The organism is Streptomyces sp. NPDC048338 (assembly GCF_043201055.1).
GTDB lineage: Bacteria > Actinomycetota > Actinomycetes > Streptomycetales > Streptomycetaceae > Streptomyces.
In genome coordinates this window covers 295,426-310,708 of record NZ_JBICYQ010000005.1, presented here as the reverse complement: position 1 = coordinate 310,708, position 15,283 = coordinate 295,426, and the positions used below count along the sequence as shown (strand labels likewise).

14 protein-coding genes are annotated in these 15,283 nt (G+C 72.2%); 10 read left to right on the top strand and 4 right to left on the bottom strand.

Annotated elements, in window-relative coordinates:
• The first annotated feature begins 452 nt into the window (after window positions 1–452).
• Window positions 453–1,322: a DUF4394 domain-containing protein gene (locus ACGFZF_RS14715; RefSeq protein WP_392582222.1), complete on the top strand. Its 870-nt coding sequence runs from the start codon at window positions 453–455 to the stop codon at window positions 1,320–1,322.
• Window positions 1,323–1,468: 146 nt separating this feature from the next.
• On the opposite strand, the gene ACGFZF_RS14710 is transcribed toward ACGFZF_RS14715, so the two are convergent.
• The 3 genes from ACGFZF_RS14710 to ACGFZF_RS14700 form a co-directional block, all read right to left on the bottom strand.
• Window positions 1,469–2,119, bottom strand: a complete 651-nt coding sequence (locus ACGFZF_RS14710; protein ID WP_392582223.1) for a fasciclin domain-containing protein — start codon at window positions 2,117–2,119, stop codon at window positions 1,469–1,471.
• A gap of 93 nt (window positions 2,120–2,212) precedes the next feature.
• Window positions 2,213–3,808 carry a molybdopterin-dependent oxidoreductase gene (locus ACGFZF_RS14705; protein ID WP_392582224.1) on the bottom strand — a complete coding sequence of 532 codons (1,596 nt, stop codon included), beginning with the start codon at window positions 3,806–3,808 and terminating at the stop codon, window positions 2,213–2,215.
• Between the two features lie 66 nt (window positions 3,809–3,874).
• Window positions 3,875–5,932: an MMPL family transporter gene (locus ACGFZF_RS14700; RefSeq protein ID WP_393554043.1), complete on the bottom strand. Its 2,058-nt coding sequence runs from the start codon at window positions 5,930–5,932 to the stop codon at window positions 3,875–3,877.
• A gap of 645 nt (window positions 5,933–6,577) precedes the next feature.
• On the opposite strand from ACGFZF_RS14700, the gene ACGFZF_RS14695 reads away from it, so the two are divergent.
• Window positions 6,578–6,988: an ATP-binding protein gene (locus ACGFZF_RS14695; RefSeq protein ID WP_392582226.1), complete on the top strand. Its 411-nt coding sequence runs from the start codon at window positions 6,578–6,580 to the stop codon at window positions 6,986–6,988.
• 185 nt (window positions 6,989–7,173) lie between these two features.
• On the opposite strand, the gene ACGFZF_RS14690 is transcribed toward ACGFZF_RS14695, so the two are convergent.
• Window positions 7,174–7,413: a chaplin gene (locus tag ACGFZF_RS14690; protein WP_392582227.1), complete on the bottom strand. Its 240-nt coding sequence runs from the start codon at window positions 7,411–7,413 to the stop codon at window positions 7,174–7,176.
• A gap of 377 nt (window positions 7,414–7,790) precedes the next feature.
• On the opposite strand from ACGFZF_RS14690, the gene sigK reads away from it, so the two are divergent.
• From sigK to ACGFZF_RS14650, 8 genes are all read left to right on the top strand, one after another.
• Window positions 7,791–8,378: an ECF RNA polymerase sigma factor SigK gene (gene sigK, locus ACGFZF_RS14685; protein WP_392582228.1), complete on the top strand. Its 588-nt coding sequence runs from the start codon at window positions 7,791–7,793 to the stop codon at window positions 8,376–8,378.
• A complete protein-coding gene (locus ACGFZF_RS14680) occupies window positions 8,375–9,124 on the top strand; it encodes an anti-sigma factor domain-containing protein (protein WP_392582229.1) in 750 nt (249 codons plus the stop codon). Before sigK ends, ACGFZF_RS14680 begins: the two co-directional genes overlap by 4 nt.
• Before the next feature lie 60 nt (window positions 9,125–9,184).
• Entirely contained in the window at window positions 9,185–9,667 is a 483-nt protein-coding gene (locus tag ACGFZF_RS14675; RefSeq protein ID WP_392582230.1) for a peroxiredoxin, read from the top strand.
• A 129-nt stretch (window positions 9,668–9,796) separates the two neighbouring features.
• Window positions 9,797–11,056, top strand: a complete 1,260-nt coding sequence (locus ACGFZF_RS14670; protein WP_392582231.1) for an NAD(P)/FAD-dependent oxidoreductase — start codon at window positions 9,797–9,799, stop codon at window positions 11,054–11,056.
• Window positions 11,053–11,820: a DUF1365 domain-containing protein gene (locus tag ACGFZF_RS14665; protein ID WP_392582232.1), complete on the top strand. Its 768-nt coding sequence runs from the start codon at window positions 11,053–11,055 to the stop codon at window positions 11,818–11,820. Before ACGFZF_RS14670 ends, ACGFZF_RS14665 begins: the two co-directional genes overlap by 4 nt.
• Window positions 11,817–13,151 carry a class I SAM-dependent methyltransferase gene (locus ACGFZF_RS14660; RefSeq protein WP_393554041.1) on the top strand — a complete coding sequence of 445 codons (1,335 nt, stop codon included), beginning with the start codon at window positions 11,817–11,819 and terminating at the stop codon, window positions 13,149–13,151. Before ACGFZF_RS14665 ends, ACGFZF_RS14660 begins: the two co-directional genes overlap by 4 nt.
• The gene (locus ACGFZF_RS14655) at window positions 13,148–14,434 is read left to right on the top strand and encodes a class I SAM-dependent methyltransferase (RefSeq protein WP_392582234.1); all 1,287 of its coding nucleotides are present in this window, start codon (window positions 13,148–13,150) and stop codon (window positions 14,432–14,434) included. The genes ACGFZF_RS14660 and ACGFZF_RS14655 overlap by 4 nt, the downstream gene beginning before the upstream one ends.
• On the top strand, window positions 14,431–15,261 hold the full coding sequence (locus tag ACGFZF_RS14650) for a DUF1295 domain-containing protein (protein ID WP_392582235.1): 831 nt from the start codon (window positions 14,431–14,433) through the stop codon (window positions 15,259–15,261). Before ACGFZF_RS14655 ends, ACGFZF_RS14650 begins: the two co-directional genes overlap by 4 nt.
• The last annotated feature ends 22 nt before the right edge of the window (window positions 15,262–15,283 follow it).

Below are 15,283 nucleotides of genomic sequence, written 5' to 3'. Positions count from 1 at the left end.
GGCCCGCAGCGCTGCACCGAAGAGCGGCTCCTCTCACGTACCGAACCGGGAAAGCTCCGTCAGGGCCGCTCCCTGCGCCAGCACGGGCGGGCACGCGACCGGGGCCTCCTGGTCTCCCAGCGCTGCCGCCAGGGAGCGGGGCAGGACCTCCTGCCAGCCCAGCAGCCGCAGCCCGCGTACCTCGTTCCCGTCCCGGCAGATCTCAAGCCCCGCACAATCCGTGGGCAGCCATCTCTCATCCGTAGCCACGACCACACCCTCAACCCGGCAACGTGATCCCGCCCGGGAGAGGACAGGCGCGCCGCCGTTCCCACCCAGTTGGCGCAGCCCGGAACGGCTCCCTTGGGCCATGAGAGTGGCATCCTCCCCGGTCACCGATCCCCCGCGGCGCCGGTGGCGAATGCATCACGAGACCTGGGCCACCCTGACCCAGGCCCGATGAAGGAGTGATCATGCGCAACCGGACCATGACCGCGGCTTCCGCGGTCGTACTGGCTGCCCTGTGCGCGGCGCCCGCGCTCGCGGCGTCCGACCCGGCCTCGAACACGCTGCCCGCCCACGACCACAAGGCCCTGCACGCCATCGGCCTGACCGGCGACCAGCGCCTGGTCGAGTTCGACGTCCACAAGCCCTCCAAGACCTGGTCCCTTGGCAAGGTCACCGGGCTGTCCGGCGACACCAAGCTCGTCGGAATCGACTTCCGCGTCCAGAACGAGAAGCTCTACGGCGTCGGCGACAAGGGCGGCATCTACACCCTGAACACCACCAACGCCAAGGCCATGAAGGTCTCCCAGCTGACCGTGGCCCTGGCCGGGAGCGCGTTCGGCGTGGACTTCAACCCCGCCGCCAACCGGCTCCGGGTCATCTCCAACACCGGGCAGAACCTGCGGCACAACATCGACGACGCGGCCGCCCCGCTGACCACGACCGTCGACGGCACCCTGACCAACCCGACCATGCCGCCGTCGACCGCGATGGGGGTGACCGGCGCCGCGTACACCAACAACGACCTGAACGCCGCGACCGCGACGACGCTGTTCGACCTCGACACGATGGCCGACCGGATCTCCCTGCAGTCCCCCGCCAACGCCGGCACCCTGGCCCCCACCGGAAACCTCGGCCTGGACGCCGCCCTCGACGCCGGCTTCGACATCTACTCCGACCCCAAGACCGGCATGAACCACGGCTTCGCGGCCATCGGCACCGGCGGCTCCTACCGCCTCTACGCCATCGACGTGCTGACCGGCAAGGCCACCGGCAAGGGCGCGTTCCCGAGGATGTACCAGGTCACCGACCTGGCCCTGCCCATCAACCAGAAGTAGACCGCCCGCCGGGCGGCCCGGGTGCCGCTGGGTGCTGCGCCCGGGCCGGCCGGGTCCTCGTACGGGGCGTTCACGCCGTGGCCCTGCACCCTTCCGAAGAGGATGGGGTGCAGGGCCGTGGAGGTTTGCCGATCTCGCGCGAGGGCCTACTTGGGCATCAGGACGGTGTCGATGATGTAGACGTTGGCGTTGGCGGTCTTGACGTTGCCGCAGACCACGTTGGCGGTGTCGTTGACCTTGTAGGACTCGCCGGACCCGGTGGTGGTGATCATGCCCTTCTGGAGGGTTTCGAAGCTGCCGTTCTCCAGCTGCTTGGGGGTGAGCTTCTGGCCGACGACGTGGTAGGTGAGGATCTTGGTGAGCATGTCCTTGTCGGCGAGGACCTTGTCGAGGTCGGCCTTCGGGATCTTGGCGAAGGCGTCGTTGGTCGGGGCGAAGACCGTGATGTCCTTGGCGTTGTTCAGGGTGTCCACCAGGCCGGCCTGCTTGACCGCGGTCACCAGGGTGGACAGCGCCGGGTTGTTCGACGCGGCGGTGGCGACCGGGTCCTTGGCCATACCGTCGAAGGAGCCCGCGCCTTCCTTGGGGACGCCCGCGCAGGCGGGGCCGAACGGCTGGTCGCCGGTCATGGTGCCCTCCGCCGGGGTGCTCTCGCCGGTCTTCGCGGCGTCCTCGGCGGCCGCGCTGGGGGCGGCCGTGGTGTCGCTGCCGGAGTCGGAGCACGCGGCGAGGGAGAGGGGCAGCAGGGCGGCCGCGGCGACGGCGATCGCGGTACGGCGGATCTTCATGCTGTTCATGATCTTGGGCTCCTCGTGGGACTGTCTGTACGGGTATTCGGTGATGGGTTGTGCTGTGCTGCTCGGGCCGGCCTGACGGCCGGGTCCGGTGGTCTAGGAGACGGTGACGAAGACGCTGTGCCAGCCGCTCGCCCCGTCGGGGATGGTGCGGGTGCGCTGCTCGGTCTGCGTCTGACCGGTGCCGTCGGTGGCGCGGACGGTGAGGTTGTGTCCACCGGGGGTGGCGTTCCAGCGGTAGGACCACTGGCGCCACGTGTCGGCACCTGCCTGGGCGGCGAGGTCGGCGTCCTGCCAGGGGCCGTCGTCGACGCGGATCTGGACGCGGGTGATGCCGCGGCGCTGGGCCCAGGCGACCCCGGCGATGGTGACGGGACCGGCGGCGGGGCGGGCGAAGGGTTTGGGGGTGTCGATGCGGGACTGGGTCTTGACCGGCGCCCTGCGGGCCCACTTCCGCTTGACCCAGTACGGGTCGTAGGCATCGAAGGTGGTGAGCTCGATGTCCTCGATCCACTTGCAGGCCGAGACGTAGCCGTAGAGGCCGGGCACGAGCATGCGGACGGGGAAGCCGTGGTCGAAGGGCAACGGCTCGCCGTTCATGCCGACCGCCAGGATCGCGTCGCGGCCGTCCATCACGTCCTCCACCGGGGAGCCGAGCGTCATGCCGTCCACGGAGCGGGCCACCAGCTGATCCGCCCGCCCACCCTTGGACGGCGGCCGGACGCCGGCTTCCCCCAGGAGGTCGGCGAGGGGGATGCCGAGCCAGCGGGCGTTGCCGATGTAGGGGCCGCCGACCTCGTTCGAGACACAGGTCAGGGTGATATCGCGTTCGATGAGCGGGCGGGCGAGGAGCTGGTCGAGGGTGTAGGTGCGGGGGCGGGTGACGCCTTTGCCGTGGATGCGCAGCCGCCAGGTGCCGGCGTCGACCTTGGGAACGGTCAGGGCGGTGTCGACGCGGTAGAAGTCGGAGTTGGGGGTGGTGAAGGCCGTGATGCCGGGCACCTTCAACTGGACGCCGGCCGGTACGGCGGGGGCCGGGGAGGCAGGCTTCGGTAGGACCAGGTTCTCTCGCGAGGCGATCGCGCCTTGGCCTTGCCGGCCGGTGAAGTACCGGCCCAGCGCACCGGCCGACGTCGCCGCGACTGCGGTCACTCCGGCCGTGGCAAGGAACCCGCGCCTGCTCCACACCCCGGTGGCTCTCTGGCCGTCCGCACCCGCCGCGGCAGTGGAGGGGACGGCGGCTTTGGCCGCCAGCACATACAGGGCGAGGGCTCCCGCGACCGCCCCGGCGATCGAGGGCAGCGCGTCACCGATGCCGGTGGAGTCGGGGCGGCTCAGCGCCGCGGCGGCGCCGACGATCCCGAACACCAGAACCCCCGCAGCACCGGCCAGCCGATGGGCCAGGGCGAAGACACCGAGACCGACGGCGATAAGAGCGAGAATCACAAGGATCCCCAGCTGGAGAACAATCTTGTCGTTCTCTCCGAACGTGCGGATCGCGAAGTCCTTCACCGCGGCAGGCGTCCGGTCGATCACCGCCCCGCCCACCACGGTCACGGGCCCGGCCGCCGGCCGCACCAGTCCGGCGACCAGCTCGGCCACCGCCAGGGCCGTGAACGCGGCCAGGAGTCCGGCCAGCGCGCCGAGTGCGGCGCGGACGAGTTTGCTGCGGAAGCTGCTCACATCCGGCATTCGACAGCCCCCGCCCGGCGGATTGGTCCAACCCCCGAACGAGTGAACCGCTTGCCCGGTGTTGCCTTACGCAGTTGGCGTGGAGGCAGCGGGGCGGCTCGGGTCACCGGAGCGCGGGGCGGGGCCGGTGACGGGGCGCCGGTCACCCGGGAGGCGGATGGGCCACCAGGAGCGGGGGCCGAGGTCGAGGATGAGGGCGGGGACGAGGAAGAGGCGTACCAGGAGGGTGTCGATGAGGACGCCGAAGGCGACGATGCATCCGATCTGTGCCAGGTAGAGCAAAGGCATCACGGTGAGGGCGGCGAAGGTGGCGGCCAGGATGAGGCCGGCGGCGCTGATGACGCCTCCGGTGGCCGCCAGCCCACGGCGCACACCGTCCGCCGTGCCGTGCCGGGCCGCTTCGGCGCGGATCCGGTGGACGAGGAAGATGTTGTAGTCGACCCCGAGCGCGACGAGGAAGACGAAGGAGAACAACACCACGGCGGGCTCGGTCACACTGCTACCGAACACCAGTTGGAAAAGGAGTGCGGCGGCTCCAAACGCGGTGAACAGGCTGACCCAGGCGGCCGCGACCAGCAGCAGCGGCAGCAGCAGGCAGCGCAGCAGGATGATCAGGACGGCCAACACCACCGCCAGCACCAGGGGCATGATCAGCCGGTGGCCGCGCACCGATAGCTGGTGCAGATCGGCGAGCTGCGCGCTCTGGCCTCCGACCAGCGCCCCGGTCCCGGCCAGCGAGGCCCGCAGCCGGGCCACTGTGTCCCGGGCGCGGGCGCTGTCCGGGGTGTCCGACAGCGTCGCCAGGATCTGCACCCCTCCGGTAGGCCCGGGTGGAACCGCGGCTGTGGCCGCCACGCCCGCTGTCGCAGCGATCCGGTCGCGGACCTCGTCCGACCGGGCAGCGGGAGCGAGGACGACCAGGGGGCTGGCGGTGCCGGCGGGGAAGTGGCGTGCGAGGACGCTCTGCCCGGCCACGGAGGGAGCCTTGGCCGGCAGGGCCTGGTGAAGGGGGACGCCGGTCTGGGTCAGGAGCGGCGCCAGGGCCGCTCCGGCGACGAGGAGAACGAGGCAGCCGATCCAGACCCGGCGCCGCCGGTGCTCGAGCGTGCGAGCGAGCCGGGCCCACTTGTCGCCCGGCCGTGCTCCTGTGTGCGGCCGCAGCACGCGCCGCCCGCACAGCGCCAGCACGGCCGGCAGGAAGGTGAGGGACACGGCGGTGCAGCACACCATCGCGATCGCCACCGCCGGCCCCAGGGCCTGCTCGGAAGGCAGGTCGGTGAGGACGAGGGTCATCATGGCGCAGGCGATGGTCGCGGCGCTCGCCAGCACGGGCGGGGCGGTGGCCCGGCGCGCTGCCGCCATCGCCCGGCCGATGTCCCGCTGTCCGGCGAGTTCTTCGCGGGCCCGGGCCACCAGGAGAAGGGCGTAGTCGGTGCTTGCACCGACTACCAGGACGAACACGATGCCCTGGGCCTGGCCATCGATGGACAGCCAGCCTGGTCCGGCCAGCGCGTACAGGACGGCGCAGGCCACCGCGAGGGCCAGGAGCGAGCCCGTGATCACCAGCAGAGGCATGATCACGCTGCGATAGACCAGCAGCAGGATCAACAGAACGCCACCGAGGGCAACGGCCAGGAGGGCGCCGTCGATACGCGTGAAGGCCGCGTCGAGGTCTGCTTGAGCGATCGCGGGCCCTGCCAGGTGCACGCTCGTGCCTGCGACCGAGGCCGCCTCTGTGGCGACGGCAGCCAGGCGGGCGGCTCCGCCGTCGGGTTCGGCGGTGATCACCGCGGTCAGAGCCCGGCCGTCCGGGGAGAGGACCGGAGTGCCGGCGGTGCCGGTCAGGCGGACGATGACCTGACGCGCCGCCTGCTGCTGGCGCGCCGTGATCTGTTCGCCCTCCGGGCGGGAGGTCCAGACCACGGCGAGAGGCACGGCGACCTCCGCCCCGGTGGGGTTCAGCAGCCGCTCCACCCGGGCCGACTCCGTCGGCGCCCGTAGCGTTACATCCCCGCCGGCCTGCGTGACCTCGCCGAGTCGGACGGTGTAGGGACCGGCGGCCACGGCCAGGACTAGCCACAGCAGGGCCATGGCGAGCGAGCCTGACCGAGTGAAACTCCGCACGCGCACGCGCCTCTCCGTTGATGCCGGGCCGATGCCGGCTGGCGGGCTTGGCCCGGCCCCGCTCCGTGGCCGTGCCTCCACTGATCCGCTCGGCCGATTCGCCACGAGAGCACGGCCGGATGGGGCCGACGCCCGCACATCACCCGAAAGAAGGCCCACCCGATTCGGTCGCTTACACAATCCATCACCTAATTCGTCCCGAATCCCACATGTGAGGCTCCTGACGGAGCCGCACGTCACCCCGATCGACAGGCTGCGAGGAGGTACCGGCGATGACCGCATCCCTGCGGACACGGCGGCTGGTAGCCGGTGCTGCGCCGACCCGGCTCCTTTGCCGACACATCCGTGCCGAACCTCTCCGCTGCGGCGCACGCCGCTTCCGCGCCTTCCGCGGTGACCTCCTTGGTCCCGCCGGCGAGTGGGACCCCCGTCACGCCCAACTAAGGGAACCGGCACGACGGCTGGTGGGCCAAGCGCTACAGGAAGCAGCACCAGGCACCCCTGCTGCTCGTCAGTCATGGTGTGCCCGGCGATGGGAACTGCCACGACGAGTGGTGTCCCCGGCGGGGTCACCGGAACCCCAGGTCAGTCTCCTCCACTCCACCGGTCCGATTTCTGGGGCCGCTCCCCCTCTCAGGAGTCATCATGGACACCGCCCTCGCATCCCGTGCGTGTCCGGCAACCCTGCACATCCAGCTTCCGTCGGGTGCGCAGGCGGTCCGACAGGCCCGTCAGAGCGCGGCACGCCTGCTGGCCCTGGAGACGGTGCCCTGTCCCGGCGGTGTCGCCGAGGACCTCGCGCTCATCGTCTCCGAACTGGTCACCAACGCGGTCCTGCACGCCGATGGCCCCTATGCGCTCACCCTCGGTGTCGGTCCCGGACGGGCCGGCATCGCCGTCAGCGACTCCTCGCCCGACCTGTCCGGTCGCCACGACGGCGCCCGGCGTACCGAGCCGGGTGGGCGCGGCCTGAAGATCGTCCGGGCGCTGGGCGCAGAACTTTTCGTCAGCCCCTCACACCTCGGCAAGCAGGTCATAGCAGTCCTCACCTGGTAGGCCCGGCACAGGATCGGGATACTGCGGGTGGCTGTGCCGACAGCCACCCGCAGCAGACCTACCCAGCTCACGGTGCGTGCAAGGCGTCCCCAGGACTGCCTCGCACGCCGTAGCCGGGGCAGGTCACCGGTCCGCGCCGCCCCGTCTTGTCGGCGACGGACCGGGGCTCTTGGCCCGGCGTCCGGTCAGGCGTTGACGCAGGTATTCCCGAACGACGGGTTGAGCAGGCCGATGACGCTGACGGTGTTGCCGCAGGCGTTGACCGGGATGTGGATGGGCACCTGGATGAGGTTGCCGGAGCCCACACCCGGCGAGTACGCGGCCACACCCTGAGCCCCGGCGTCGGCGGACGCCGCCGACGCGCCGCCCACCACGACCGCACCGGCCGCCAGTGCCACCGCCAGACCTCGTCGTACCTGAACCATCTCGACTACCTCCCATGGGATACCTGCGGCCGTGCGGAGGGTTCCGCGCGACCGGTGAGGAAACCGCCAAGCTCCTTGTTCCCTCACCCGCCCCTTCGCGGCCGCCGGCCCGGCGGCTGGGTCGGCACAGCATGCTTCCCTCGAACGGGGGAACCGTCGGGGGCGCGGGTGACGAAGTCCCCTCCCATCCGTACGTCCGTCCGCTACGAAGAACTGCTGACACGCCCACCTGCTGCGGTGGCCGGACCAAACCCGCGGGGGCGGTCCGGCCGGCGCTCGATCGACACGTCAAGGACTGGCATGCGATGGACACCCCGCCCTCCAGCGGCCTTCCCCGGCCGCCCCTTCGCCTTCTCTCCACAGCCGGAGCCCCACCGGTGAACGAGCCGCTCCCCTTCGGTCCTGGACCGGCCGCAGACCGCACCGACCTCGCCCACGTGATGGACAAGGTCGCCCACGGCGACAAGCAAGCTTTCTCCGCGCTCTACGACGCCCTCGCACCCCTGGTCTTCGGGACCGTGCTCAAGGTCGTACGCGACCGGGCGCAGTCCGAGGAAGTGGCTCAGGAGGTCATGATCGACCTGTGGCGGCAGGCCGCCCGCTACCGCCCCGACGCCGGCGCGGTGACGACGTGGGCGGCGACGATCGCCCACCGGCGGGCCGTGGACCGGGTGCGCTCCGCCCAGGCCGCGACCGACCGGGAACAGGCCCAGGCAGCCCGCGAGCACACCACCGCCTTCGACGAGGTCGCCGAACAGGTCGAGACCCGCCTGGAATCGGAGCAGGTCCGCCGCTGTCTGCGCGGCCTCACCGAGCTCCAGCGCCAGGCGGTGACCCTGGCCTACTACCGGGGGCTGACCTACCGTGAAGTCGCCGAAGCCCTGCGCACTCCGCTTCCCACGATCAAGACACGCATGCGCGACGGGCTGATCCGGCTCCGCGACTGCATGGGGGTGACCACATGAAACACCACGCCACCGACGCCCACACCCTGGTTGCCGCCTACGCGCTGGGCGCACTTGACGATGCCGAACGCGAGGACTTCGACGCCCACCTGCGGGCATGTGAGGCATGCCGGCAGGAAGCCGCCGAGTTCCAGGCGACCGCGGCGCGCCTGGCAGCCGCGGTCTCCCAGCCTCCGCCTCCGGCCGCCAAGGCCCAGGTCATGGCCGCCATCGACGGGGTGCGCCAGTTGCCCCCACGCGTCCCCGCCCCCAGCGCACCTCCCGCTCTTGGCGGCATCCTGCGCCGCCGGGCCGTGCCCCTGGCGCTGGCCGCCAGCGTGGCAGCTGCCGCGCTGGGCGGAGTCGCGGTGTGGCAGACGCAGAACGGACAGGACCTCGAACGGCAGGCTCGCCAGGCCCAGCAGCAGCTCGACGCGGTCAGTGCCGTACTGGCGGCCCCGGACGCGCGCACTGTCCACGGGCAGGCCGCCAACGGAGCCCTGACGACCGTCGTCGCCTCCGAGCGGCAGAACAAGGCCGTCTTCACCGCCGCGAACCTGCCCGCCCCGGGAGCGGGCAAGACCTACCAGCTGTGGCTCGACCACGACGGCACCATGCGCCCCGCCGGACTCATCCACGGCGACGGCACCGTCGTCCTGACCGGCGACCCCGCCGACGCGGGCGCGGTCGGCCTCACGCTCGAACCCGCCGGAGGCTCCCCCCAGCCCACCACCACCCCCCTGCTCCTGATGACCCTCCCCGCCTGAATCCGCGGCGCCCACCACCATCGCCGGACGCGTGCCCGCGCGTACAGAATCGAGGTCCCCATGGCCCCCACCCCGAAGATCGGGGACACCGTCGCCGACTTCCGCCTCCCTGGCGGGCACCTGGACGGCGAAACCTTCCACCGCCGCGACTACACGCTGTGCGAACAGCGCGGCAAGCCCCTCATCCTCGCCTTCTACCCGGGCGACGACACCCCCGTGTGCACCGCGCAGCTGTGCTCCTACTCCGACGGCCTGGCCCAGCTCCAGGCCACGGGCGCGGCCGTGTGGGGCATCAGCCCCCAAGGGCTCGACAGCCACGAGCAGTTCGCGCGCGGCCGCGGCCTGCGTATGCCCCTGCTGTCCGACCAAGGGCGCGTGGTGTCGAAGTCCTTCGGAATCACCGCACCCCTGATCGGTCTGCGCCGGGCGGTGTTCATCCTCACCGCCACCGGCCGTCTGCACTGGAAGCACGTCACCGCCGTGGGCGCCACCTATCCGCCTGCCGCCACCCTGACAGCCCGGCTCGCTGCCCTGGCCGCCTGAACACGCGCACGACCTGCGTGGCAAGTGCCGCACTGCCGTAGATCTCCTCCAATCCGGCCGTCGGGCCGCTGCGAATTACGGGTGAAACGCAGCAGCCTGGCGGCGTGTCGAGTGGCGGGAGCGGTTGTGGTGGCAGACCGGAAAGTGGCGGTCATCGGCGCGGGAGTGGCGGGCCTATCCGCCGCCTACGTCCTGGCGTCCTCGTGCGAGGTCACCCTGTACGAGGCGGACGGGCGGCTCGGCGGCCACGCCCACACCCGCGACTTGCCGGCCCCCAGCGGGCGGCAGGTCGCCGTGGACTCCGGGTTCATCGTCCACAACGAACACACCTACCCCACCCTGCTCCGTCTGTTCCGGGAGCTGGGGATCGGCACGCAGGAAGCCGAGATGAGCATGTCGGTCCGCTGCGACGGCTGCGGCCTGGAGTACGCGGGCGCCCGAGGCCCGGCAGCTCTGTTCGCCTCCCGTCCCACCTTGCGGGGCCGCTACCTGCGGCTGCTGGCGGAGGTTCCGGGCTTCCACCGCGGCGCCCGCCGCCTGCTGGCCCGACAGCCGCATGCGGGCATCACCTTCGGGGACTTCCTGCGCGAGGGCGGGTTCTCCTCCTACTTCGTCAGCCACTTCGCCCTCCCGCTGGTCTCCGCGGTCTGGTCCTGCCCGGCACACACCGCCCTGTCCTACCCCGCCGCTTACCTCTTCGCCTTCCTCGACCACCACCGCCTGCTGTCCCTCACCGGCTCCCCGCAGTGGAAGACCGTCACCGGCGGCTCCGCCGCCTACGTCACCGCCGCCGCCAAGCACATCCAGCGCATTCACACCTCCAGCCCCGTCGACGCCGTCCGGCGTACCAGCCGAGGCGTGCTGATCACCACCGGCGACGCATCCACCGACGCCCACGACGCCGTCGTCATCGCCACCCACCCCGACCAGGCGCTGCGCATGCTCGCGGACCCGACCACGGACGAGAAGCGACTCCTGGGTGCCTTCACATACTCCCGCAACCCCACCGTCCTGCACACCGACACCTCCGTCCTGCCCCGCGCGCCGCGCGCCCGCGCCTGCTGGAACTACCGCATGACCGGCTGCGATCCCTCGGCCGAGCCCGTCCGCGTCAACTACGACATGCAGCGGCTCCAGCAGCTGCCCGCCGGCGCCGACTACGTCGTCACCCTCGGCACCGAGGACGGCATCGCCGCGGGCCGGGTGGTGGAGCGGATGGTGTACGAGCACCCGGTGTACACCCCGACCTCGGTGGCCGCACAGCGGGAGCTGCCCCGTCTCAACACGGGCACGACCGCGTACGCAGGTGCCTGGCACGGCTGGGGCTTCCACGAGGACGGCTGCCGCTCCGGCGTGGAGGCCGCCCGCTCCCTGGGGGTGAGCTGGTGACTCGATCCGACACCACCGCCGCGCGCACCAAGGCCGGAACGCCGGCGCTGTACGAGTGCGTGATCACTCACGTCCGCCGCACGCCGCTGCGCCACGCGCTGCGGCACTGCACGTACCTGTGGTGCGTGGACGTCGACCGGCTGCCGGTGCTGCCCCGGCCGTTGCGTCCGCTCGCCCGCTTCGACGCCCGCGACCACTTCGGCGGATCCGCCGGGTTCCTGCGCGCCGGGCTCGACGCCTTCCTCGCCACCTACGGCGTCGACCTAGACGGCGGGCGGGTGGTGATGCTCGCGCACGCCCGCGTCTTCGGGTTCGTCTTCAACCCGCTGAGCGTGTTCTGGTGCCACGACTCCTCGGGCGCGCTGGTGTGCGTGGTCGCCGAGGTCCACAACACCTACGGGCAGCGCCACTGCTACCTCCTGCGTACCGACGAGGCCGGTGAGGCGGAGGTGGACAAGGAGTTCTACGTCTCGCCGTTCTTCGCGGTCGAGGGCCACTACCGGATGCGGCTGCCGGTGCCCGGTGAGCGGCTGACGCTGACCGTTCACCTCGACAACGCAAACGGCCAGGCGTTCACCGCGGTGGTCCGCGGCCGCCGCCGGCCCGCCACCGTAGGTGGCCTGCTGTCCGCCGCCGCCCGCAGGCCCTGGTCCACCGCCGCGGTCTGGGCCGGCATCCGCCGCCACGGGATCCACCTGCTGCTGCGCGGCCTGCCCGTACACCCCCGGCCCCGTTCCACTCCGCAGAAAGGCATGCTGCCGTGACCCGCCCCGCCCTCACCTCTCAGGGCCGCTACCGGCCCGCCGGCCGAGCCGTCGGGATCCCCCCGCAGAAGCCGGGCACCGGCCCCGCGGCCGCCGCGCCCGCCGTCCGCCGTGCGGACGTCGACGCCCGCCGCTGGCCGGACGTGGCCCAGGTGCCGTCGGCCGGACGCGCCCGGACCGCCGTCGCCAGGTACCTGGCGAGCCGCGCCCTGGACCGGCTGGCCCTGACCGGTCCATCAGGCCGCGCCCGCCCGTCGGCCGTCGGCCCGCAGCTGACGCTCCACAACCCGGACGCCTTCCACCGGCGTATCAGCCGGCACGGTCTGATCGGCTTCGGCGAGTCCTACCTGGCCGGTGAATGGGACAGTGACGATCTGGCCGGCGTCCTGACCGTCCTCGCCGGCCACGTGGAGGAGCTGGTGCCCGCTCCGCTGCGGCGGCTGCGCGGCCTGTGGGTGCCCGCCCGCCCCGCCGCCGACCGGAACACTCGCGACGGGGCACGTGCCAACATCCAGCGCCACTACGACCTGTCCAACGACCTGTTCGCCACCTTCCTCGACCCCACCCTCACCTACTCCTCCGCCGTCTTCACCGCCTTTCCCGCCCGCTCCGAGTCCCTCGCCCGCGCGCAGCACCGCAAGATCGACCGGCTCCTGGACCTCGCCGAGGTCGGCGAGGGCACCCAGCTGCTGGAGATCGGCACCGGCTGGGGCGAACTCGCCCTGCGGGCCGCCGCCCGCGGCGCACGGGTCACCACCCTGACCCTCTCCGCCGAACAGGCCGCCCTGGCCCGCGAGCGGATCGCGGCCGCCGGACTCGCCGACCGGGTGGACGTCCTGCTGCGCGACTACCGCGACGCCGAGGGCCGGTTCGACGCAGTGATCAGCGTCGAGATGATCGAGGCGGTCGGCGCCGACTACTGGCCCGCCTACTTCACGGCCCTGCGCCGCGCGCTCGCGCCCGGCGGCAGGATCGCCCTACAGGCCATCACCATGGGCCACCAGCAGATGCTCCACACCGCCGCCACCCACACCTTCATCAGCAAGTACGTCTTCCCCGGCGGCCTGATCCCCTCCCGCGAGGCCATCGCGGAGCACTCCGCCGCCGCGGGTCTGCGCACGCTCGCCGACGTCGGCTTCGGCGACCACTACGCCGAGACGCTGCGTCTGTGGCGCGAACGGTTCACCGCCCACCGCCCCGCGGTCACCGGGCTCGGCTTCGACCCGGTCTTCCAGCGCATGTGGGAGTTCTACCTCGCCCACTCGGAATCCGGATTCCGCTCCCGCTACCTCGACGTCCGCCAGCTCCTCCTCACCGAAGGAACCCGATGAGCCCCGCCGCCGACCGACTCGCACAACTCCTCGGCCATTTCCTCCCGGGGCCGCTCCCCGTGCGCCTGCGCGCCTGGGACGGCAGCCAGACGGGCCCGGCGGACGCGCCCCCGGTGGTCCTCCGCTCGCCCGACGCCCTGCGGCGGCTGCTGTGGCAGCCGGGCGAGCTCGGCCTGGCCGAGGCGTACGTCACCGGAGACCTCGAGGTCGAGGGCGACCTCGCCGACGCCCTCTCCCGAGCCGGCCGGAGCGTCCGCGACCGGCCGGCCACCCGCCCCGGGCCGGCGGGCATGGCCGCGGCCACCGCCCTCGCGGTACGCCTCGGTGCCGTCGGCCCGCCCCCGAAGCGCCCCGACGGGCGGGCCCGCCTGACCGGCAGCCTGCACAGCCTCTCGCGCGACCGCGCGGGCATCAGCCATCACTACGACCTCTCCAACGACTTCTACGGCCTTCTCCTCGACGAGTCGATGGCGTACTCCTGCGCGTACTGGACCCGGCCCGACGACCCGACCTACGCCCTGGCCGACGCGCAGCGCGACAAACTCGACCTGATCTGCCGCAAACTCGGCCTCGGCCCCGGGGACCGGCTGCTCGACGTCGGCTGCGGCTGGGGCTCCCTCACCGTCCATGCGGCCCGCGCGTACAAGGCGCGCGTCACCGCCGTCACCCTGTCCCGCGCCCAGCACGACTTCGTCACCGAACGCGCCGCACGCGAGGGGGTGGCCGATCTCGTGAACGTCCATCTGCGGCACTGGCGTGAGATCGACGGGGGCGGATACGACGCGGCGGCCGCCGTCGAGATGGGCGAGCACGTCGGCGACGCCGAGTACCCCGCCTTCGCCGCCAAGCTCCACGACGCCCTGCGCCCCGAGGGCCGGCTCCTGATCCAGCAGATGTCCCGGGGCTCCCACGCGCCCGGCGGAGGCGCCTTCATCGAGACCTACATCGCCCCCGACATGCACATGCGCCCCGTCGGCCGCACCGTCGACCTGCTGGAGAACGCCGGCCTGGAGACCCGCTCCACCGAATCGCTCCGCGAGCACTACACGGCGACCATCGACGCCTGGCGCGCCACCCTCGAACAGCGCTGGAGCGACATCGAGGCCCTCGTCGGAACGACCACCGCCCGCGTATGGCGCCTCTACCTCGCCGGTGCCTCGCTCGCCTTCACCGAACGCCGCATGGGCGTCGACCAGATCCTCGCCGTACGACCCACCCGCGAAGGAGCCTCGACCATGCCGGCCACCCCCGCCGCCTGGTACACCCCCACGGACCCGGCGTGAGCGCCACCGACTGGGGCGCCCTCGGCGCCAACCTCGCCGCCACCGCGGCCACGGCGCTGACGGTACTCCTCGCCACCTTCGCCGTCGCCGTACGCCGCGGACTGCACCGGATCGTCGACATCGCCTGGGGCCTCGCCTTCGCCGCCGTCGCCGCCGTCACCTGGCTGCTGTCCGCCGGACACGGCGACGACGGCCGACGCCTGCTCGTCGCCGCGGCGACCGCTGTCTGGGGACTGCGGCTGGCGGCCCACATCGCCCATCGCTCCCGCGGCCACGGCGAGGACCCGCGCTACACCGCCCTCCTCGACAAGGCCCCCGGCAACCGGACCCTCTACGCGCTGCGCACCGTCTACCTCGGCCAGGCCGCCCTCGTCTGGCTGATCTCCCTTCCCGTCCAGGCCGCCTCCTACAGCTCCGCGCCCCTGGACGCCCTGGCGTACTGCGCACTCGCGGTCTGGGCGACCGGACTCGCCTTCGAGGCCGTCGGCGACCACCAGCTCGCACGCTTCAAGGCGGACCCCGCCAACCGGGGACGGATCATGGACCAGGGCCTGTGGGCCTGGACCCGGCACCCCAACTACTTCGGCGACAGCCTCGTCTGGTGGGGCCTGTACCTCCTCGCCGGCACCGCCTGGCAGCCCGCCCTCGCCGTCCTCGTCTCCCCGGTCCTGATGACCCTGCTCCTCACCGTAGGCAGCGGCAAACGCCTCCTGGAGAAGCACATGGCCCACCGCCCCGGCTACGCCGCATACGCTGCCCGCACCAGTGGCTTCGTCCCCTGGCCACCCCGCAAGACCGCTCGCGGCACGCAGGAGAGTACAAAATGAGCACGTCCGAGCGAGGCGGCGC

Bases quoted from the DNA above. Each gene is read 5' to 3' on its own strand.
- ACGFZF_RS14715 (WP_392582222.1), top strand. From the start codon at position 453: ATGCGCAACCGGACCATGACCGCGGCTTCCGCGGTCGTACTGGCTGCC.
- ACGFZF_RS14710 (WP_392582223.1), bottom strand. From the start codon at position 2,119: ATGAACAGCATGAAGATCCGCCGTACCGCGATCGCCGTCGCCGCGGCC.
- ACGFZF_RS14705 (WP_392582224.1), bottom strand. From the start codon at position 3,808: ATGCCGGATGTGAGCAGCTTCCGCAGCAAACTCGTCCGCGCCGCACTC.
- ACGFZF_RS14695 (WP_392582226.1), top strand. From the start codon at position 6,578: ATGGACACCGCCCTCGCATCCCGTGCGTGTCCGGCAACCCTGCACATC.
- ACGFZF_RS14690 (WP_392582227.1), bottom strand. From the start codon at position 7,413: ATGGTTCAGGTACGACGAGGTCTGGCGGTGGCACTGGCGGCCGGTGCG.
- ACGFZF_RS14680 (WP_392582229.1), top strand. From the start codon at position 8,375: ATGAAACACCACGCCACCGACGCCCACACCCTGGTTGCCGCCTACGCG.
- ACGFZF_RS14675 (WP_392582230.1), top strand. From the start codon at position 9,185: ATGGCCCCCACCCCGAAGATCGGGGACACCGTCGCCGACTTCCGCCTC.
- ACGFZF_RS14655 (WP_392582234.1), top strand. From the start codon at position 13,148: ATGAGCCCCGCCGCCGACCGACTCGCACAACTCCTCGGCCATTTCCTC.